The sequence below is a fragment of the Clostridium culturomicium genome (assembly GCF_000821305.1).
Taxonomy (GTDB): Bacteria; Bacillota; Clostridia; order Clostridiales; family Clostridiaceae; genus Clostridium_J; species Clostridium_J culturomicium.
Genome location: NZ_CCXK01000015.1, coordinates 15,215 through 36,573 on the forward strand (window position 1 = coordinate 15,215; position 21,359 = coordinate 36,573).

General features: G+C 31.9%; 21 protein-coding genes. 7 read left to right on the forward strand and 14 right to left on the reverse strand.

From position 1 onward, the window contains the following. Positions 1-117: 117 nt before the first annotated feature. From BN1075_RS07010 to BN1075_RS07055, 10 genes are all read right to left on the reverse strand, one after another. Positions 118-1,260, reverse strand: a complete 1,143-nt coding sequence (locus tag BN1075_RS07010) for a DHHW family protein (protein ID WP_052406441.1) — start codon at positions 1,258-1,260, stop codon at positions 118-120. Between the two features lie 14 nt (positions 1,261-1,274). Then, positions 1,275-2,681, reverse strand: a complete 1,407-nt coding sequence (locus BN1075_RS07015; protein ID WP_040192434.1) for an MBOAT family O-acyltransferase — start codon at positions 2,679-2,681, stop codon at positions 1,275-1,277. 14 nt (positions 2,682-2,695) lie between these two features. After that, positions 2,696-3,169 carry a DUF4358 domain-containing protein gene (locus tag BN1075_RS07020; protein WP_040192435.1) on the reverse strand — a complete coding sequence of 158 codons (474 nt, stop codon included), beginning with the start codon at positions 3,167-3,169 and terminating at the stop codon, positions 2,696-2,698. A 106-nt stretch (positions 3,170-3,275) separates the two neighbouring features. Further along, on the reverse strand, positions 3,276-4,109 hold the full coding sequence (locus BN1075_RS07025) for a GDSL-type esterase/lipase family protein (protein ID WP_040192436.1): 834 nt from the start codon (positions 4,107-4,109) through the stop codon (positions 3,276-3,278). Positions 4,110-4,250: 141 nt separating this feature from the next. After that, positions 4,251-5,411: a DHHW family protein gene (locus BN1075_RS07030; protein WP_052406442.1), complete on the reverse strand. Its 1,161-nt coding sequence runs from the start codon at positions 5,409-5,411 to the stop codon at positions 4,251-4,253. Positions 5,412-5,420: 9 nt separating this feature from the next. Next, on the reverse strand, positions 5,421-6,827 hold the full coding sequence (locus BN1075_RS07035) for an MBOAT family O-acyltransferase (RefSeq protein WP_040192437.1): 1,407 nt from the start codon (positions 6,825-6,827) through the stop codon (positions 5,421-5,423). Between the two features lie 31 nt (positions 6,828-6,858). Then, the gene (locus BN1075_RS07040; RefSeq protein ID WP_040192438.1) at positions 6,859-7,329 is read right to left on the reverse strand and encodes a DUF4358 domain-containing protein; all 471 of its coding nucleotides are present in this window, start codon (positions 7,327-7,329) and stop codon (positions 6,859-6,861) included. An 18-nt stretch (positions 7,330-7,347) separates the two neighbouring features. Beyond that, the gene (locus BN1075_RS07045; protein ID WP_052406443.1) at positions 7,348-8,154 is read right to left on the reverse strand and encodes a GDSL-type esterase/lipase family protein; all 807 of its coding nucleotides are present in this window, start codon (positions 8,152-8,154) and stop codon (positions 7,348-7,350) included. Between the two features lie 215 nt (positions 8,155-8,369). Continuing rightward, entirely contained in the window at positions 8,370-8,897 is a 528-nt protein-coding gene (locus BN1075_RS07050; RefSeq protein WP_040192439.1) for a QueT transporter family protein, read from the reverse strand. Positions 8,898-9,339: 442 nt separating this feature from the next. Then, positions 9,340-9,786, reverse strand: a complete 447-nt coding sequence (locus BN1075_RS07055) for a hypothetical protein (RefSeq protein WP_148315475.1) — start codon at positions 9,784-9,786, stop codon at positions 9,340-9,342. 362 nt (positions 9,787-10,148) lie between these two features. On the opposite strand from BN1075_RS07055, the gene BN1075_RS07060 reads away from it, so the two are divergent. The 6 genes from BN1075_RS07060 to BN1075_RS20675 all read left to right on the forward strand — a co-directional run bounded on the left by BN1075_RS07060 (position 10,149) and on the right by BN1075_RS20675 (position 16,144). Then, positions 10,149-11,771: a Na/Pi cotransporter family protein gene (locus BN1075_RS07060; RefSeq protein WP_040192441.1), complete on the forward strand. Its 1,623-nt coding sequence runs from the start codon at positions 10,149-10,151 to the stop codon at positions 11,769-11,771. Between the two features lie 313 nt (positions 11,772-12,084). Then, positions 12,085-12,543: an MGDG synthase family glycosyltransferase gene (locus BN1075_RS07065; RefSeq protein ID WP_040192442.1), complete on the forward strand. Its 459-nt coding sequence runs from the start codon at positions 12,085-12,087 to the stop codon at positions 12,541-12,543. Between the two features lie 204 nt (positions 12,544-12,747). Then, positions 12,748-12,984 (forward strand): glycosyltransferase, encoded by a 237-nt coding sequence (locus BN1075_RS22490; RefSeq protein WP_407637969.1) that lies wholly within the window; start codon positions 12,748-12,750, stop codon positions 12,982-12,984. Between the two features lie 169 nt (positions 12,985-13,153). Then, the gene (locus BN1075_RS07070) at positions 13,154-13,618 is read left to right on the forward strand and encodes a polysaccharide deacetylase family protein (RefSeq protein WP_052406444.1); all 465 of its coding nucleotides are present in this window, start codon (positions 13,154-13,156) and stop codon (positions 13,616-13,618) included. Positions 13,619-13,863: 245 nt separating this feature from the next. Beyond that, entirely contained in the window at positions 13,864-14,565 is a 702-nt protein-coding gene (locus BN1075_RS07075) for a response regulator transcription factor (RefSeq protein ID WP_040192443.1), read from the forward strand. Next, a complete protein-coding gene (locus BN1075_RS20675; RefSeq protein WP_052406445.1) occupies positions 14,552-16,144 on the forward strand; it encodes a HAMP domain-containing sensor histidine kinase in 1,593 nt (530 codons plus the stop codon). The genes BN1075_RS07075 and BN1075_RS20675 overlap by 14 nt, the downstream gene beginning before the upstream one ends. An 85-nt stretch (positions 16,145-16,229) precedes the next feature. On the opposite strand, the gene BN1075_RS07085 is transcribed toward BN1075_RS20675, so the two are convergent. Both BN1075_RS07085 and BN1075_RS07090 read right to left on the reverse strand, forming a co-directional pair. Beyond that, the gene (locus BN1075_RS07085; RefSeq protein ID WP_040192444.1) at positions 16,230-17,081 is read right to left on the reverse strand and encodes a YjjW family glycine radical enzyme activase; all 852 of its coding nucleotides are present in this window, start codon (positions 17,079-17,081) and stop codon (positions 16,230-16,232) included. A 122-nt stretch (positions 17,082-17,203) separates the two neighbouring features. Next, on the reverse strand, positions 17,204-18,709 hold the full coding sequence (locus BN1075_RS07090; RefSeq protein WP_040192445.1) for a YjjI family glycine radical enzyme: 1,506 nt from the start codon (positions 18,707-18,709) through the stop codon (positions 17,204-17,206). A 322-nt stretch (positions 18,710-19,031) separates the two neighbouring features. On the opposite strand from BN1075_RS07090, the gene BN1075_RS07095 reads away from it, so the two are divergent. Then, positions 19,032-19,523 carry a metallophosphoesterase family protein gene (locus tag BN1075_RS07095; RefSeq protein ID WP_040192446.1) on the forward strand — a complete coding sequence of 164 codons (492 nt, stop codon included), beginning with the start codon at positions 19,032-19,034 and terminating at the stop codon, positions 19,521-19,523. A 79-nt stretch (positions 19,524-19,602) separates the two neighbouring features. On the opposite strand, the gene BN1075_RS07100 is transcribed toward BN1075_RS07095, so the two are convergent. Together BN1075_RS07100 and BN1075_RS07105 are read right to left on the reverse strand one after the other, a co-directional pair. Then, the gene (locus tag BN1075_RS07100; protein ID WP_040192447.1) at positions 19,603-20,583 is read right to left on the reverse strand and encodes a biotin--[acetyl-CoA-carboxylase] ligase; all 981 of its coding nucleotides are present in this window, start codon (positions 20,581-20,583) and stop codon (positions 19,603-19,605) included. A 51-nt stretch (positions 20,584-20,634) separates the two neighbouring features. Continuing rightward, complete coding sequence (locus BN1075_RS07105) at positions 20,635-21,339, reverse strand: HD domain-containing protein (RefSeq protein ID WP_235777766.1); 705 nt, start codon at positions 21,337-21,339, stop codon at positions 20,635-20,637. Between the last annotated feature and the right edge of the window lie 20 nt (positions 21,340-21,359).

The window sequence follows — 21,359 nt, forward strand, 5'->3', positions numbered from 1 at the left end:
ACCTTTCTACCTTTAATAGTATCCATTGTAAAACTCTTTAGGTGTGAATCAAAAGATTTAACTAATAATAAATATTAATAAAAAAGCAGCTCCAACCACAAAGGATAGAGCTACTTTTTACATTTCCAGATTTAAAATTGAATCATCTTCATTAAAGGTATTTACATTATAAAGAAACAATATATCTGTAATTCCTTTGGACTTTATAACCTTATCTAGATCCTCCGTAAAATATCTTAAGTCAATAACTTCAATCTCACCATAATTAAATATTAAAAATGGCACCATTGCATTTGCATAGGAATCCTTTATTAAAAGCAGCTTTCTTTCAGGATCTCCCATAGATTTAATGTTTATCCTCGGGTGGTTTCCACCTGTAAATACATGATACTTATCTTTGTCATCCAATTTTGAACTGTCGTATAAACTTGGTGACTTTTTCTGCTCCTCCACATAAGTCACTACCGTTTCTCCACCTTCTTTTGGGAAGTATACTTCTATGGTATCTGCCTCTCCCTGTTCACTGGCAATCTGAGAACTCAAGCTTCCATAAAAGCGTTCTGTTACTGGTTTAATTTCAAAGTTCTCTTCACTCTTTGCTTCTAATTCTAAGGTTTTACAAAGCTCCTTATATCCTTCATAGGCCCCTCTGCTTGTCCAATGATGGTCAGTTCTAAAGTATAGCTTCTCACTTTTAGAACTCTTCAAAGCCTCATAAGTATCTATAAACTTTATGCTTTCCTTAAGCTGCCCTTTAAAATTATCAATATACTCCTTCTCATCATCCACAGGAGCATTTTTAGGAAGCTCATTCTCCAAAACCTTAGTAGCAGTTGGAATTAACATAAAGGAAATATTTAAATCACTGTACCTTTCTGCAAATTCATTTACTGCTGATATTTTTGCAGTGGTCTCCTCCTCACTTCTTTCCTTAAAGTCCTGAAGCAGCTGACCACTCTTTCCAATAAACACACCATTTCTATCTTTCTTTCCACTTAAGCTATCCATACTGCCCTTCATGGCAACAAAAATATTTCTCCCTGGAAACTGATCTGAAATATAACTTTCAACCTTCTCACTATATTCTCTGCTGACTACTCCTCCTACCGATACTTGTGGCATTTCACTTAAATATCTATTCTCAAGGTCCGAAAACTTTTCATCCTTTTTAATTAAATTCGCTAAAGCCATAACTCCTACAAACACAATAAATAATGCACTCATGAAAAAACTATAGGTTTTCTTATAATTAATCTTCAAAAGCTTCTACCCCCTTAAAACCTAAAATACAAAAATGGATTGTAGGTTTCACTTACTAAATACACAGTGGAAATAAATAAAATTAAAATATTGCTTACAATGGCTACTGCTACACCCCTTAACTTAAGTTTTTCTTTTATAAGCTTAAAGAAGTTCTTAAAGAATGGAGTGGATGCAATTATTGCCAACGTAATAATTAATAAGTTACTTCTTAAGGTGTATATTCCCATGTTATCTACAATTGAATTACCTGACAGCCCAAACATTACACTTAAATACGAAAAAGCACCCCTTAAAGATTCAGTCTCAAAAAATACCCATCCTATAATTATTAAAACTAACGTATAAAGATGTCCTACACCTCTTGGCAGCCTCTCTAAAACCTTACTAATATACATCTTCTCAAAGAAAATTAATATACCAAAATACAAGCCCCACACTACAAAATTCCAACTTGCTCCATGCCATAAGCCTGTGGCAAACCACACTATCATCAGATTTCTAAATTGAATTTTCTTTCCTCTTCTATTTCCACCTAAAGGAATATACATGTACTCTCTAAACCATCCGCTTAAAGACATATGCCACCTTCTCCAGAATTCAGTTACACTCTTTGATATATACGGATACTTGAAATTCTCTAGAAAATCAAAACCCATCATTTTACCAAGTCCTATAGCCATATCTGAATATCCACTAAAGTCAAAATAAATTTGAAGAGTAAAAGCAATTATTCCAATCCAGGAAGATAAAACAGAAACTTCCCCAATCGGCATAGCTTTAATTGCTTTCCATGCAAGCCCTAGATTATTAGCCAGAAGTACCTTTTTACCTACTCCCATTATGAATCTTTCAACCCCAACTCCAAACTTGTATATAGATTTCGCCCTATTAAATAACTGTTCCTTAACATGCCTATACTGTACAATTGGTCCTGCAACCAATTGAGGAAACATCGAAATATATGCTCCGAAAGTTATAATATTATCCTGCGCCTCTACTTTTTCCATATAAACATCAGCCACATAGGAAACTAACTGAAAAGTGTAAAATGAAATTCCCAATGGTAAAGGTAAATTTCTTATCCTTAAGCTCGTATTAAAAATTAGATTAATATTATCTATAATAAATCCATAATACTTGAAGAATACTAAAGAACTTAAATCTAAGACTAATACTGCAATAAAAATAAATTTACAAAAGTCCTTATTCTCTCTGTATTCTTGAATTAAAAGTCCTCCTAAATGATTTATCATTATGGAAATAACCATCAAAATAATATAAACTGGCTCTCCCCATCCATAGAAAAACAAACTTGAAATAAGAAGAACATAGTTCTGTTTTGTCCTTGGTACAAGATAATAAATAACCAGCGTAATTGGCAAGAAAATAAATATGAATATCAAACTGCTAAAAACCAACTAAACCACTCCAATTAAAAATTTTTCTCTATAGCTTTATCTATCTTCTTGTTGTCTCCAGAAATAATTAAGTATAAATATTGCCCCTTTTCCTTTAGTTTATAATCATCAATAACTGTCTTTAGTTCTGGTCTATAACTTGCGAAGCTTTCAGACTGCTTGTCCACTCTTGCTTCAACTTTTTCCTTAAGATGCTTAACTCCTTCAACATCCTTAGCCTTTAAAACAAGAATCTCACTTGCATCCATATTTGTTTTTGGTGCATACAAAATAAAATCTTCAACCTGATTTTTATTTATATAATAAAGCTGTCTAAGCTTCTTAGCATCATCCTTAACCATATTAGATAAATCTGCTGTTGCCACAATGCTTTTATCAATTTCACTCATTGAAGGCTCTGCGATTTTTAAAACTCCATAAAGTCCCACAAAGATAACAATAACCAGAGTAAACAGTATTCCGTAAAATATAAGGTAAATCTTTTTCAATAACACCGTCCCCCATTCCAAACTTCCACTATTAAAAAGTTATGAATTAAAGCTTCTTAACTTCAATTAGTAGATTCATCCTAACCTATTCATCTTTCCCTCTTAACTACTTCATTGATTTTTCAAGAAAACTAAGCCACTGAATATAGAAATCATAATTTAAGTGAATACCATCATCAGCTCTTAAACTTTCATCCTTTTCTAAAATAGAATTAGCATTCACATAATTTACATTGACCTCACTACAAACCTCTTCCACTGCTGCTCTGAATCTATCAATATTCTCATTAGTTAATCTTGGATTATCCTTAATACGGGCTTCATCTACCGATAAAGGTGACTGAACATATATCTCCGCATAAGGCAATTGATTCTTTAAAGTCTGTAATAATTCCTTATAATTAGCCTTAAAGCTGTCAACCGTCGTCCACTCATTAGATTCATTGAACAAAATTACATCATTCATACCATATAGCAGTACTACTTTTTTTGGCACAAGAGAAACCACCGTTGTAAGCTCTTCCTTGGCTTTCAAAATGGAAGCTCCCATAGACGCTATAACCTTTGATTTATCAATGACATTCATATAATATAACCCTTCTGTTATGGAGTCTCCCATAAATATGGTATCTTCAAAAATCCTATTATAATCCTTACTATAGATATCCATATCTTCTGCTTCATTAGCTGCCCCTGCTTCATCCTTATCCTTTGCTACTTCATCTTCAGCTGAAGTACTTTCACCTAAATGTTCCTCAAGTTTTTTCTCAAGTTCTCCTATACTTCCTTCTTCTAATTTAGCCAAAAGCTGTATTCCCTCACAGCCTTCTTTTGTGCTTTTATTACGTCCTTCACCACATCCAGTAAGCAGTATTGTAGATGTAAGTATACATATTGTCATTACTCTCCAGTTTTTTATTATTATTTTATTCTCATCCATGATAACCTCTTAAAAATATAAATATTTCATTTTATATTTTACCATATATTTACATAAAACTGTTATATAAACACTTCTCTTTTAAACTCATTATTTATACAAAAAAACCTAGATAGGAACAAAATCCTCTCTAGGTTTCTATTATTCTACTTCAAGGTTCAATATAGAATCATCTTCATTAAAGGTATTTACATTATAAAGAAATAATATATCAGTTATTCCTTGAGCTTCAACAAGTGCTTTAACATCATCCATGTAATATCTTAAGTCTATAACATCAATTTCTCCATAATGTGGAGTTAAAAATGTCAGCATACTATTGGCATAAGAATCTTTTATAACTAATAGTTTCTTTGAAGTATCACCTAAGGTTTTGATATTAATATGTGGATGATTCCCTCCTGTAAATACTTCATATTTATCTTTTTTCTCTAAACTGCTGCTGTCATATAAGGTTGTTGTTTTTTTCTGTTCACTGATATAGTTAACAACAATCTCTGAATTCTCCTTTGGAAAGTATATATCAATTGAATCTGGCTGACCATTTTTGCTTCCAATTTTTGAACTTAAGCTTCCATAAAATTCATCTGTAACCTGTTCCACTACAAAGTTCTCTTCAGTTACAGCTTCTATCTCTAAAGCTCTACATAGCTCTTGATATGCAATATAAGCTCCCTTAGTGGTCCAATGATGATCTGTTTTATAATAAAGATACTTATCTTTATTATTTTTCAGCTCATTTGTAGGATTAACTAACTTTACATTTTCACTCAACATACTTCCTATACTTTCAATAAACACTCCTTCGTCATCTACTGGTGCATATTTGGGTAACTTCTCTTCTAGCACCTTAGTTGCTGTTGGTGCAAGCATGAAGGTAGTATTTACTCCTTCTAAACTATCTGCAAAGCTATTTATTGCTTGGACCTTCGCCTCAGTTTCCTCCTTTGTCCTTATCTGAAAATCCTGAAGCAATTGACTATCTTTGCCAATAAAAACACCCTGCTTTTCATCATTACCAGCTAAAGAGTCTAATCTTGATTTAAATCTTACAAAGAAGTTTCTTCCTGCAAATTGGTCTGAGGTATAACTATCATAATTCTTTACGTAAGTTCCCTCTATAAAGCTACCAATTGTAAACTTTGGCTTTGTCTCCAGATTTCTATTTTCTTCCTCCGAAAACTCCTTATCCTTTGTTAAACCATTTAAAATTGCTACTGCACCGATATATAAAATAAATCCTACAGCCATAAGCACGCCATAAGCCTTATTATAATTTCTTTTTTTATTCAATTTTTTCACCCTCCAATCCTAAAATCTAAAGTATAGGAAAGGATTATAACTTTCACTAACTAAGTATGCTGTTGCAATGAACAAGATTGTAATATTACATAAAACCACTGCCACAATTCCATTAAAATCATATTTTGTTTTAAGCTTGTTTATTAAGCTTCTTATAAGAGGTGTTGCTGCCACTATAGCTATTGCTAATACTATGAAATTAGTTCTGACGGTATATCTTGCCATACCATCAATCACAGCATTTCCTCCAAACCCAAACATTACACCTATATAATCAAAAGCTCCGCCAACGGTAACAGCTTCAAAGAATACCCAGCTTACAACCACCGCTATTAATGTATATCCGTGAGCTATCACAGCTGGTACCTTCTCTAAAAGCTTCCCTAAAAATACCTTCTCTAAGAAAATTAGAGCACCAAAATATACTCCCCATACGATAAAGTTCCAGCTTGCCCCATGCCATAACCCTGTTGCAAACCAAACAATGAAAAGATTTCTAAGTTGAATTATAAGGCCCTTTCTGTTACCTCCTAGTGGAATGTAGATATAATCTCTAAACCATGACCCAAGAGATATGTGCCATCTTCTCCAAAACTCTGAAATACTGCGAGACATATATGGATGTTTGAAATTCTCCAAAAACTCAAATCCCATGATTTTCCCAAGGCCGATAGCCATGTCTGAATATCCACTAAAATCAAAATAAATCTGTAGGGTAAAGGCAATTATACCTACCCAGGCTGTTACTACAGAAAGTTCACTCGTTGGCATAACCTTAATCTCTCTCCAGATTAACCCTAAGTTATTTGCAAGCAGAACCTTCTTCCCTAATCCACAGATAAATCGTTCGGCTCCTTCACCAAACTTATATATTGATTCTTCTCTTTCATTAAGCTGCTCTTCAATGTCACTATACTGAACAATAGGACCTGCAACAAGCTGTGGAAACATGGAAATATATGCTCCAAAATTAATAATATTCTTCTGTGCCCTTACCTTTCCCATGTACACGTCAGCAATATAAGATATTAACTGAAAGGTATAGAAGGAAATTCCTAAGGGTAATGGAAGTTCCCTAATTTGAAGGGTTGTTCCTAAAACACTATTAATATTAGCAATAATAAAACCATAATATTTGAAGAAAACTAATACACTTAAATTTAAGACTAAAACTGTAACAAAGATAAATCTCTGTTTATTTTTATCTTTTCTATTATGCTGGATTAAAAGACCGCCAAAATAATCCAAAACTATAGAGCCAATCATTAAAAACACATAGACTGGCTCTCCCCAGGCGTAAAACACTAAACTTAATAAAAGTATAACCATGTTTCTCCATGATCTTGGAGCTGCATAGTAAGCAATTAAGGCCAGGGGTAAAAACATAAATAAAAATGTTATGCTGCTAAAAACCAATTCTCTCACTCCAATTTAAAATATTCTTTTGTTAAAACTCTTCCTCTATAAGCTCTTCAATTTCCGAAGCACTCTTTGAAACAATTAATATTAAATAGTTTCCCCTAACCTTCAATACCTTGTGCTTTAATAACTCATATTGCTCTGGTCTATAACTTTCAAAGCTACTTGCTGACTTTTCAAGCCTAGTCTCCACCTTCTCTTTAAGCTCAGTTAAATCTTCCTTGGATTTTGCCTTTAATATTAAAATCTCACTGGCATCCATATTAGTCTTTGGTGCAAAGAATATAAAATCTTCAACCTGATTTTTATTTATATAATAAAGCTTTCTAAGCCTTTGAGCGTCACCTTCAACCATATTGTTCAAATCAGCTGAATCCAATATTTTTGTCTTTAACTTTTCCATATCTGGTTCTTTAATTTTTAAAACATTGTAAAGTCCTATAAAAGTAATTAATACCACTACTACTAAAATGAAATACTCTCTTTTATAACTTTTCATTACAACCTAACTCCAATTCTATTTATTCATAAAGCCCCTAAGATACCCTAACCATTTATCATAGAACTCCCTTTTAAAATGAATTCCATCTGCTTCATGAAGTCCACTATCTTCCCCAGCTAAAACACTTATATCCACATAAGTTACTCCCTCTTCTTCACATATCTGCAATACAGCCTCTCTAAATCTTTTTAAGTTTTCATTTGTTAACCTAGAATTCGTTGCTGTTGCCTTATAAGTTACAGGCAAAGGAGATTGGACATATATATTTGTATTTGGTAGCTTATTCTTAATTTCCTGAATAAGAGCCTTATAATCCTCTTTAAATCTATCAATTGAATTCCATTCTGCTGTTTCTTCAAATAAAATAACATCATTCATACCATATAACATCACCAAATTTTTAGGCTGGATTCCCTCTAAAACTGAAATATAATTCATGGCCTTTCTTACAGTATCCCCCATATTGGCAATAACATTATATTCGTCCACAATCTCATTAAAAACTAAGTTTTCCGTGATAGAATCTCCCATAAAAACAGTATCTTCATATATTGTCTTGAAATCTCCACTTTCTATTGTCTCTAAATCAACCTTTTTATGATGATCTTCTATTTTGGCTTCTACCATATCTAAATCCTGCTGTTCAAGTTGGAGTAGATATTCTCTGCCCTTATTACTATCATCCTTATCGCTGCTTACCTTGTTTCTACATCCCACAGCCGCAATAACTATAACTATAGCGCCAAGCAAAATCAGCCATCTTTTAAAGTTTTGCATTTTTCTAGTCTGTGTTTTCTGTCTTTTCCTTCGTTTCGCTTCCATTTTAAATTCCTTCTTTTCTTATTTATCTACTTCAAATTTTAGTACAACTATTCGTCTATAAGGTTACAAAATGTTTAATTTTTCGCTAATATATTTTCCTCCATTACCTATAATCTATTTTTTTCAATTATATATTCACAAGTTTAAGCTTTTTTATAAATAAAAAGGGTCATGTTTAAATCCACTTTAAACATAACCCTGCTCTTATTAAACTTTTATCCTAATATTAATTTGTCCTTAAGTCTATCATTTGAAAGAATATATTTAAATACAATTACTCCCAAAATTGAAACTACAACAAACTCTCCAACGGCTACTTGTACAACTGAAAGCCAAAATGGAAGCTGAAGCACATAATATAGTTCTGCTCCGATAATAAATCCATTTACAATAGCTGCCCATATAGAAGCCATAAATAAAACTACTGTAGTATTCTTAACTTCTCTTTTTATCATAAACTGTTTTGTGAAATAAATCATAACTAAAGCTAAGAATGTCGCTCCAGTTCCACAAACCACGTCTACCATTCCCATAGTAGTAAATAAGAAGTTAGATATCGCACACCCAACTGTTAATGGGATAAGATATAAAAAATCCACAAATACTAATAAAACTAAAATCTCTGAAATTCTAAACTGAATATTACCAAAAGATATTGGAGCAAATATTCCTGTTACTGCTACATATACAGCTACTATAAGTGCCATTTTAACCAGCTTTAATGTTTTTTGATTAGTGTTCATAAATATAATACCTCCTGAATTTCACAGACCTGCTCCCAGCATTTTATCTTACGCTAAGATAAAACAATGAAATCTATGTCACCTCAATTAGCCATACTCCTGTCCTAAATATACTAAGGCATTATATTTTTCCCATCAACACCAATCTAATACATCTGATTTTAAAAATGCGTAGAAAAAATAAAGACCGTCATTAATCTGACAGCCTTGTAATCTTCAAAACAAATCACTAATCGCAAAATTAAGCTATAACTTCATTCAAATGAATAAAATTATAGCATATCGATCAATGATACAAAAGATTTCAATGCCGTAGTTTTATTTAAAGGCAGGAGGCTTACGAACTGCCTATGTTTTATTTTACCTTAATATTATACATAAAAAAAAGGTGAAGTACAAGTCTTCACCTTGATAAATCTCATTTGAAAATAATAAAGATTTATTATTTAAATCTTCTTCCAATTTCCTCTAAGCATGCTTTTGCTTTATCCATGATTGGAATGATTTTTCCCTTTTTATCCTCTTTAACTTTACTAATACTTTTATTTAAAGCCTCATATTTTGCTTTCAAAAGTCTTTCTGTATGTTCAGGGTACATTTTTAATAGCTCAATATATTCCTCTGTAATATTATCGTATGCTACCATATCATCAATGGCATCAGCTACTTCATTATAAATATTGATTTTTACCAAGGTTGGTGCCTCGTCCTTTGCTCTATCAAAATGCTTTCGTTTAACCTTCCATGGCTTTGGAATGTCTTGTTCAAGGTTATCAGCTTCACTTTCAAAAATAACAAGGTTCTTTATAGCTTCCCTTTGTTCAATAATATCAAAATGTCCAAGATATTCAGTTGCCTTTGCCTTTTTTATTATTGTGTTAAAGTCCATAAACCCACATCCTTTCACTTTAATATATAATTCTATGAATTTCTGATTTTTCCTTCTTATTATTATCATAAAAAAATTTTTACATACCTATCCCTTCTTCCTATTTCGTTAAATACTTAAATTAATCTGACCAAATTATGACTTTATTTTTTATAGACAATTCCTACTCTCTTCATTCGGTGGAGTAAGTTCCATTAACCAAATCAAAGATTTGGAGTGTCACTTATGTTAAGTTTAGGTTAAATCTTGTCCACACTATGTTAAACCTATGTTAATTCTATTAAATTCTCTTTAAGTTTATTGTATGTTTAATATATAAATACATAACATAAATACAAATTATTTTGTGGAGGTTACATCACATGGACTTGTTTTTAGTAATTAATCTTCTTGGTGGACTTGGGCTTTTCCTATTCGGTATGAAAATGATGGGAGATGGACTTGAAAACTTTGCAGGAGATAAACTTAAAGGTATATTCGATAAAATAACATCTAATCCTATAAAAGGCGTAATAACAGGAGCCGTTGTTACTATGCTTATCCAAAGTAGTAGTGCTGCTACAGTTATGGTTGTTGGTTTCGTTAACTCTGGAATTATGAACCTTATGCAGGCTGCATATGTAATTATGGGGGCTAACATAGGAACAACAATTACTGCTCAGCTCATAACATTTAACTTTTCTTCAATAGTTCCTGTATTCATAGCAATAGGTGCTGCCTTTGTTTTATTTAATAAAAAGAAAAATCTTAAAGAAATTGGATACATAGCTCTTGGATTCGGTATACTTTTTCTTGGACTAAACAATATGTCTGGGGCAATGAAACCTCTTAGAGAATCTGTGATATTTACTGACTTAATTCTTGGATTAAGAGGCCATGCAATATTAAGCTTGCTAGTTGGAGCACTTATGACTGCTGTTATTCAAAGTTCTTCAGCAGTGACGGGTATATTAGTAGCTTTAGCATCATCTGGTGTAATTCCTATAGACGTTGCAATCCCGGTTTTACTTGGAAGTAACATTGGAACTTGTGTTACTGCATTAATCTCAAGTCTTGGAACTACAAATGCTGCTAAAAAAGCTGCTCTAATTCACTTCTTCTTTAATGTGATTGGTGCTTTAATTTTCTTAATCCCGCCAATTCGTGGATTACTTCAAACTCTCGTTACATCTATTACACCTGGAGCTGGTGGAGAAGAAGTTGCTAGACAAATTGCAAACTCTCATACTATCTTTAACGTAACTAACACAATTTTATTATTACCATTTACTAAATATCTTGTTGCTCTAGTTAACCGTCTGCTTCCAGAAGATGAATCTGAAGAACTTCCAAAGGTTAAATTTATTGATGACAGACTTTTAGAAACTCCTTCTATAGCCTTTGGTCAATCTACTAATGAAGTTGTTAGAATGGGTAACCTAGCTAAGAAAAACTTACAATATGCCCTAGATGGTTTTATGAATGGTAACTCTGATTTAATTGATAAAGTATATAAAAATGAATCTATAATAAATTTACTTGAAGGTGATATCACAAGATACCTTGTTAAACTTTCAAACTCTGATATAAGTGATATTCAGAGAGCTCAGCTTGCTTCATACTTCCATGTAGTTAATGACATAGAACGTATTGGTGATCACGCTGAAAACATAGCTGATTTTGCTAGAGAAAAGGTAGATAAAAATCTTAACTTCTCTGAAGATGCCATAAACGAAATTCGTAACCTGGCTAAACTTTGTATTGAATGTATCGATAATAGCTTAGCTTGCTTTGCAGACTATAACAAAGACGGCGCTGCTGAAGTTAGAAAACTTGAAGATAAAATCGATGCATCTGAAAAAGCTTTAAGAAACTCTCACATAAGAAGATTAAACAGTGGAATCTGTAATGCAACTGTGGGTACAATGTTCCTTGATTTAATAAGTAACCTTGAGAGAGTTGGAGACCATGCAATGAACATTGCTGAAATATTAGCTGAAAACTAGTAAAGTAAACTTTTTTTAATATGAAGTGCCTAAAGCATTAATTAAAATGCTTTAGGCATTTTTTTATTTAAAATTCTAATTGTAAAATTAAACCTAACTTTCCACTAGCTAACCTTAAGAAAACTTAAGGATACATAAATATTAATTTTATATTTGTAGATTATATTATATTATATATATGGAAAGTAATTTTCTCTGCATCTAAAGGAGTACCAAAAGCATAAGTTCGAGTTACCAAATCAAAGCTTTGAACATTCACTTATGGAAACTCCTTTTCCCTTCATTGACTTAAATATTAAAGAGGTGGAAACATATGAATATATTAATTTTAACAGGACGACTTAGAATGGGACATTACTCTACTTCAGCGGCAATAAAAGAGGAAATAACTGACACTATGCCTTATGCAGAAGTGCAAATAGTTAATATCTTTGATTATATAGTACCTTCCATCATCAACCTAATTTATAGTGGGTTTGACTGCTTAGTAAGAAAAATTTCTACCCTATATAACGTAATGTGCAAAGCTTCGAAAAATTATAGCTCTGCACCTTTCAAAAGAATTTTTATAAATAGAATAGAGAAACTTCTAAATAAAACCTGTACAGACATTATAATCTCCACCATTCCAATAGGCTCTCAATACATTTCAGCCTATAAGGAATATAGAAATATATCTCTTCCCCTTTTCACTTATATTACTGATTTATTTGACCATGCTGAATGGCTTGCTAAAATACCGATGTATATTTTGTTGGAACTCACGAGTTAAAACAGTTATTAGTAAAAAAAGACATCTCACCTAAAAAAATTCGTATCAGTGGTATTCCAGTAAAAAGAACTTTAAACTTCTCCAGCATAAACAGAGTAATAATATAAGAAAAAAAGTCTTAATTATGGGTGGTGGTGTCGGATTAATTTCTTTTTCTGATGATATCTATGATGCACTTGCTGAAGGCATTCTATAGATGTAACTATTATAACTGGAAAAAATAAAAATCTATTTCACAGTCTTAAATCTAAGTATCCATCCTTTAATACCATACTCTATACAGACAAGGTTTATGAATACATGCAAAGCTCCGATATTTTAATATCCAAAGCAAGTGGAATAACTGTATTCGAAGCTCTTTATGCTGAAATTCCATTATATATTATAAATCTATTTTTACTTCAGGAAATATCTAATGCAAGATATATAGCTAAAAGATAGCTTGGTGTAGTTACTTTGAATAATAGTGGTGACACAGCACTAAACCTAATAAAATTATTAAAAGATGAATCAAAATTAAATCTTTATAAGAATAATATGAAAACATTAAAATCTGAACTTGATAGCAAAGCTATTATTAAAGAATTAAATTTAAGAAAGGATTACGTTGATGAAAGCAATATTAATGATATTTGTAATAATACTTGCAGAAATTCTCTTATATGGGGTACTGCCTTCCGTCTATTATAGAGTAATAAAACCTCTTCCTAGGCTTAGAAGTACTACCTCAAAAACAATCTGCTTAACCTTTGATGATGGACCTGACCCTCGCTTTACAAATCAGCTTCTTGACTTACTAGCTAAATTTAATATTAAAGCTACCTTCTTTGTTGTAGCTGCTTTTGCTCAATATGATCCTGAAATTATAAATAGATTTATTGATGAAGGTAATTCCATTGGTTTGCACTTACTCTCCCATAGAAACAGTATGTGGGCTTCATCTTTTTACACAAAACATGATTTTAAGGAAAGTATTAAAATCTTAAATAACCTAGGTATACTTGTCCCCTTCTATCGACCACCTTGGGGACTATTTAATATTTTCACTGCAAAATATATTAAAAATACAATTTAAATCTGGTTTTGTGGGATGTTATGACTGAAGATTTGCGTGGCAACACAACCTCTGATATAATCTCAGCTAAACTCCTAAAACGAACTAGGAACTGCAGTATCATATGCCTCTCCGATGGAAGGCTCCTAAACGTATAATAGAAGCTCTAGAAAAAACTATTCCTGTTTTAATTGATAAAGGTTATACTTTTGTTAAGGCAGATGAACTTTATAAACAGTTTACTTATTAATTTTGAGGTGTAATATATGAAACAAAGAATTCTTGTAGTTGAAGATGACGAAGATATCATAAAGCTGCTAAAACTTTATTTAGAAAATGACGGCTATGACGTAATAACCTGCACAAATGGAGTTGATGCATTAGAGATTCTTAAAAATATAAAAATTGATTTAGCTGTACTAGATATAATGATGCCAAAAATGGATGGCTATGAATTAACAAAACGTATAAGACAACTTAGCAACTTGCCTGTGATTATCCTATCTGCTAAAAATGAAGTTAGCGATAAAGTCTTAGGTCTTTCCATTGGTGCAGATGATTATATGACAAAACCATTTAACCCCTTAGAAATCATAGCCCGTATAAAATCTAACCTGAGACGCTTCTATGATCTAAACAAAGACGAACCATCAAAGGAACCATATGATAAAATTATCATTGGTACTATTGAATTAGATTTAACAAATTTCACTGCTAAAAAGAATGGTGTAGAACTTTTTCTAACACCAACTGAATACAGAATACTTCACCTTTTAATGAAGTCACCTGGAAGGGTTTATACTAAACTTCAAATATACGAAAATATTAAAGGTGAATATTTTGAAAGTGACGATAATACTATTATGGTTCACATTTCTAAGCTTAGAGACAAGCTTGAGGACAATCCTAAGAATCCCATTTTTATTAAAACCGTACGGGGGGTTGGGTATAAAGTTGAAAAGAAATAAACGTAAAAAAGGTCACTTTTATTGGCTTTTAGCAAGAAACTATATTTCCTTTACCTTAGCTCTTGTAATAAGCTTTTCTTTCATTGCCATAGTTGCTACTCTAAGAATTTCAGGGGTGTTAAAAAATGAGGAAAATTCTACTCCTGATTTATACCTAGATATCCTTAAGAATGGCAACTATGAGGATTTCCCTGTGGAGGATTTATTAGATATTGACGGCTCTATTGTTATTCTAGATGAAAATCTAAAACCTATATATCAAAGTAGTGATAATATTAATACAACCTATAGTTCAAACGATTTACTTTTAATACCTGATTATAATATGAACTCCTATACACATGCAGAGACATACATTGATGCTAATGACAAAGAGAGAATCTTGGTAACATCTTATGTATATAAAAATAAAACTGCTGTTAATCAAGAACTTTGGATTTTCGATGAACAGCTTAATGTAATTTATAATACTCGAAATATTAATATATCGACCTTAACCCCACTAGAATTCTCTTATTTGACTCGTAACATCAACAACTCCTTTGAGGCTATGAAGTATTCCTTTAAAGGTAATGATGGTGAAAACTACACTATGATCCTATTAAAGTCTCTTATAAATAACAAAACCTTAATAAAGGTTTCTCATACCATTAAATATACCCTATGGACATTTTTAATTTTATATTTAATAATGATAATTTGCTTTATATATTGGCTTCATAGAAAAGTCAACAAACCATTAGCTCTTCTCGATGAGGCAATCCTTAATTTCTCCACAGGTGATTATGATATGGGCATAAACTATTCTGGACCAACAGAATTTGTTCAAATATGTGATAATTTTAATTGCATGGCAAGACGCTTATCTGAAAGTGAAGCTCAAAAGAAAAAGCTTGAAAATGAAAAAAAGAAAATCCTAGCTAATATATCCCATGATTTAAAAACTCCCATCACAGTAATTCAAGGCTATTCCAAAGCAATCTGTGATAACATAATTAAGGATGATCAAAAAGATTTATATTTAAATATTATTTATCAAAAATCACAATCGCTTACTGAGCTTATAAATTCCTTTAGTGAGTATAATAAATTAGACCACCCTGATTTCAAACTAAACTTAACTAAAGTTGATATTTGTGAATTTTCAAGAGAGTACTTAGCTGAAAGATATGATGAACTTGAAGTTGCAGGATTCCTCTTAGATGCCGATATTCCTGAAGAAATCCTCACATGCAGCATTGATTCTTTTCAATTAACACGAGTGTTTGAGAATATTATTTCAAACTGCCTTAAGTATAACCCAAGAGAAACTACACTGTTTTTTAATATTGAAAAAGCCGATGATAAGGTAAAGCTAACTTTAGGAGATAATGGCCTGGGAATTCCTAATGAATCCTCAGAACATATCTTTGAACCTTTTGTCGTCGGGGATTCCTCCCGTGGCACCAAAGAAGGTTCTGGATTAGGACTTGCTATAGCTAAAAAAATTGTACAAGAACATCATGGGAAAATAAGCTTAAAGAATCCACCTTCCCAAGGCTTCAGCACAGAGTTTGAAATTCTTCTCCCTCTATCCTAAATAAAATAAAAAGCAGAAACTTTATAGTAAAGTTTCTGCTTTTTATTTTAAGGAATTACTTCTCAATTCCAATTTCAATTTAAATCTAAACAATAAGAGTATTCTTTATACCATTTCCATTAACTATTGCTTCAAGTTCTTTCATATATTCAGTTGTTGGACTTGAAGTATTCAATAATTCCTTTCGTACTCCCATAGGTCTATATTTAATTAATTTATACTGTATTTCTGTATTTATGCTGGCTATCAGCTTACTTCCCTCATCCACTGTACGTTTATTATCAAGGACTTCTGGTACAACCACCGTTCTTATCTCATATATCTTATCCATGGCACCAAGCTCTTTTATATTTCTTATAACCATTTCATTATCAATTCCAGTAAGCATTTTATTTTCTTCTGAACTAAATGCCTTAAGATCAATCATTGTCTTATCTGTTACAGCCAAAAGCTCCTTATTATCACATATAGCTGTAGATGCATTCGTATCCATGAAAGTCGTTAATCCAAGCTTCTTAACTTCAGTAAATAATTCTACTAAAAAGTCACTTTGAAGACTGCATTCTCCTCCCGATACAGTAATTCCTGAAATAAATAACTTTACCTTTTCTACCTTTTCCAATATCTCTGCAACTGTTAGTTTAGAAATTTTAGGACTACTGTTCTTATCACAAGCTGCTACACATTTATCACAGTTTACACACTTATCAATGTCATACTCAACTTGTCCATCTACCATTGTAATTGCAGAAACTGGACATTCAGGCACACACTTACCACAGCTTACACATCTATTTATAGTTTCTGGGTTATGACAGTATAAACAATTATAGTTACACCCCTGAAGAAATATTGCCATTCTGTTTCCTTCACCATCAACATTGCTGAAAGGTATAATCTTATTTATATATCCTATGGTTCCTTTTCTGTTTTCCATGCTACTTCTCACACCCTCTATTAAATTTAGAATTTAGAATATTAGATGAAATTCCAGCAGAATTTCATCCAATTTAAAGAAATCCAGCATTGCTGGATTTCTTCATCAATTTTAAATTTTAATTAATAATTGTTCTTCTCTTCTCTTAATTTTCTTTCAAGAATCTTAGAATTCTTAGCTGCTCCATATCCAAGAACAACTGTATCATTAAGAACTTGCTCTCCTTTTGCTAAAGTTTCTATGTCAGAACGTTTAACAAGGTATCCTGTAATTCTTATAACATCACAGTCATCACAATATAGTGAGAAGTATCTTAATCCTACATTAAATCCACCTTTTATGATATCTAAGATTGATTTTGGATTGTTTTTAGCCATTTCATCAAATTTAAAGATATCGCCAATTCCAGATGGGAAATATTTATGGAACACAGCACTTTGAACTAAATGGTCATAGATTGCTGGCTCTTCCCCTATTGGAATTCTACATCCTGGACTTACTCCAGCATCACAATCCATTCCAACCTGTGCATGAAGCAGATAGTGATTATCTGAAACTTCACAATAAGGAACTTTATGGGCATTTACTCTCTCATACATTGCTTTTATAATAGTTTCTCCAAGCTCATTAGCTTCTTTTCCATAGCCAAATCTGTCCTTTTGCTCTGTAGCACCAAGAAGTGTATTTACACACTCTGCAAGACCTACTAAACCAAACATAGCACTAAATCTATCTCTTGAAAGTAAACCTTCTCTAACTAAAAAGCTTGATTCAAAGAAAGTGCTCTCTTCTACTATAAATTTAATTCTCTTATCCATATAATCAAGAGTTGCATCTATAGCGTCAGGTAATAATGTATTTAAAAAATGGTCTGTGTTGTAAGCCATATCCGCAAGTTTAGAAAGTACCATTCTTACTAAAGTATAGCTTCCGCCACCAATATTTAATCCATTGTAGCAGCTCACTATTCCATAGTTTTCTCCTAAGTCTGAAGAGAATATTTCATGGTTAGCAAAGCTTGGCTTAGCACAAGATAATGCTGTTTTTATAGCTTCTATAGCAAATTCATCTGGTGTTTCTTTTGAGTATTTTAAAGTTATATTTGGAGTAGAATTTTGAAGCTCTCTTTCAACTTCTAATATTATTCTTCCAGCTTTAGTTGCAGCTGGACCTATATTAGCGTGGCAGAAAGAATCTGTAATAGTTCTATCTATGTGCTTTAAGAAGAAAGAAATAGCTTTTCTAGCTTCCGCCTCATCCTTTACATATGGTTCTAATAAAGTGTCAATATTTCCAACATATACAGGGAAAGATGTTATTGATGGAACATGCTTGTACAGAATAAGAAGGTTATTTACAGCCTCCCAAATATCTGTAGCTGGTTCTAATCTTAAGAACTTACTTCCATTTTTCATGAACTCCTCATAATCTGGCACGATGTATCTTGGTCTATATGGTGCATTACCTTCGAAAAGATCACAAATAACACCTGCATTTTGATACATTTTAGTTTTATTTGATTTATCTAGTACTTCTATAGAATTCTCAGCTTCTTTAGCTAAGTTTAAAACCTTCATTTCATAAGTTAACGTAGTATCTTTTATGATATCCATAACTTTATTACTCATTTCATCCACTCCCATTCATACCAATTATTAAATATGTTCTTAATTTCAAGAAATTTTAAATTATATTACTAGTATACTATGAACTATTAAATGTTGCTACACTTTTCGACATGAATCACAATCTGTAAATATATATGCTATACAATATAATCTTATAATAATATTATAATACAAATTAAATAATATTTCTATCAATCACAAATAATAATTATTAATTAATTTTATTTATTTAACATTATTAATTTTAATGATAATTACTTTCACACAAAAATGCAATTCTGTTTATACTATTATTAGGTACATTTGAATGTGAGGTCTTAACATGAAGATAGGAATTATATCCGATACACACATGAGTAAACATTTTTCTAAACTAAAGGAATTTTTATTAAAAAACCTTAAAGACGTTGATTTAATAATTCACGCAGGCGATTATACTTCAACTGAAGTAATTTCCTTACTTAAGGAATATACTGACTTTATTGGAGTGTATGGCAACAATGATAAATCAAAGCTAAGAAGTCTTCTCACCGATAAGCATATCTTAACCCTGGAAAATTATCGAATAGGCATCTGCCATGGAGATGGTCCAAAGAAAAATACTTTAGACAATGTTATGGATACTTTTAAAGATGAAAAACTCGATATAATAATCTTTGGTCATAGCCATAAAGCATGTATATTTACTAAGGGTAAAACTATGTACTTAAATCCAGGTTCATGTACAAATAAACGAAAGGAACCTTGGTTCTCCTATATTCTCTTAGAACTAAAAAAGGATTATCCAATCAATGCAACCATAAAGTTTTTCTAATTCAATAATAATTTTTCCTAACTTTTATAAAAAAATAAGGTGTTATTAATACCTTCAAAAGTATTAATAACACCTTATTTTATACGTACCCGTAAATTCCTCTTACTGAAACTTCCCCTGAAAGCACCTTATGAAGACTTCCATCTTTATATTTCACAATAAGCTCTCCATCTTCATCAATATCTAAAGCAGTACAGATTGTCTCTTGACCACCATTAATTACCCTAACCTCTTTTCCAAGAAGCACCGAACCTTTTCTACAAATATTGATGACTTCTTTAATTGAGCCTGTGCTCTTAAATAAATCATAATAATATTCTAAGTAATTTAAAACTTTAGCTGTTAGTTCCTTTCTGCTAACCTCTTCACTTAACTGAACTTTTAATGAAGTTGCTTTCTCATTCAACTCTTCTGGAAACTCATCCATGTTTACATTAATTCCAATTCCTAAAATAATATAATTTACTCTATCTATCTCTGCATTCATTTCAGTTAATATACCACAGACCTTTTTCCCTGCCATTACAATGTCGTTAGGCCATTTTATCCCTACATCTATCCCCATATCCCTTAATGCACTGTATACTGCAGCTGCACCAATTATAGTAGTTTTAGGCGCCAATACCGGAGATATCTCTGGAGTCAAAACTATAGACATCCATATTCCCGTGCTTTTCGGTGACTCCCACTGTCTTCCCAAACGGCCTTTGCCCTTGGTTTGAGCTTCTGCCGTGACAACCATACCTTCTATGATATTTTTTGCACATTCCCTTTTAGCCTCTGTGTTAGTGGAATCTATTTCTTCATGATGATTAAAGGTTCTTCCTATATATTTAGTCTTTAAAAAAGGTGAAACCTCTTCTTCATCTATTTTGTCAGGAGTTCCTATAAGCTTATAACCTTTATTCGAAACAGACTCTATTTCATATCCTGCTTCCTTTAAGCTTTTCATATGTTTCCATATTCCCGCTCTGGTAATTCCTAATTCCTCACTTAATCTCTCTCCTGATATATATTCGCCTTCATATTTCTTTAATATATTTAAAATTTTCTTCTTCATTAACAACTTACCCTTTAACCCTTATCTAACTTATTAACGGCTATAATACTTTTACTCATAGGTGTAATTATACTTTTCAGCCATCTTTTTTTTCTTCTCTATATAATTGTTACACCTTTCAAGAAAAATTTCAATATTTCTTTCTTCTTCATCTACCTTTTCTTGGGTAATTGGACCTCTACCCAATCTATCACAAATACCTAAAATAGCTACCTCTTCAATATAGCCACTTTTTGCAATTTTATTATAATCCGCATACTCTAAGTCCTTCACCACAAAAAGAATCTGCATATGAAGCCTTACAAGGTTTGCCACGTGCTTAAAAAATTCATCTTTCTTGTTGTATCCCATATCAGTAAGAAAATCTTCTGCTATTTGAAGCCCAGCCTTATCATGATTATAAGAAGTTATTCTTCCTCTTCTTAATTTAGTTGTAGTTAGTTTACCTACGTCGTGTAAAAGAGCTGCCCACATAAACGCCTTTGAATCCTTGCTACGACTTCTACGCTTTGCAGCTTCATCTATAACCATCATGGTATGAATCCACACATTTCCTTCTGGATGATACTTAGGATTTTGTTCAACACCTTTTAACTTTAAAAGTACCTCAAAGGGATACTTTGTAGGAAATTCCCCATTCTCAACTAAATTATTAAAATAAATAGATGGTTTCTCATCTTCTACTAGATGCTTTGAAAACTCTTCATAATAATTCATACCTTCAGCGTCAGCATTTATGCCAACAACTTTACTCACATCCTTTCTTCTATATAGTT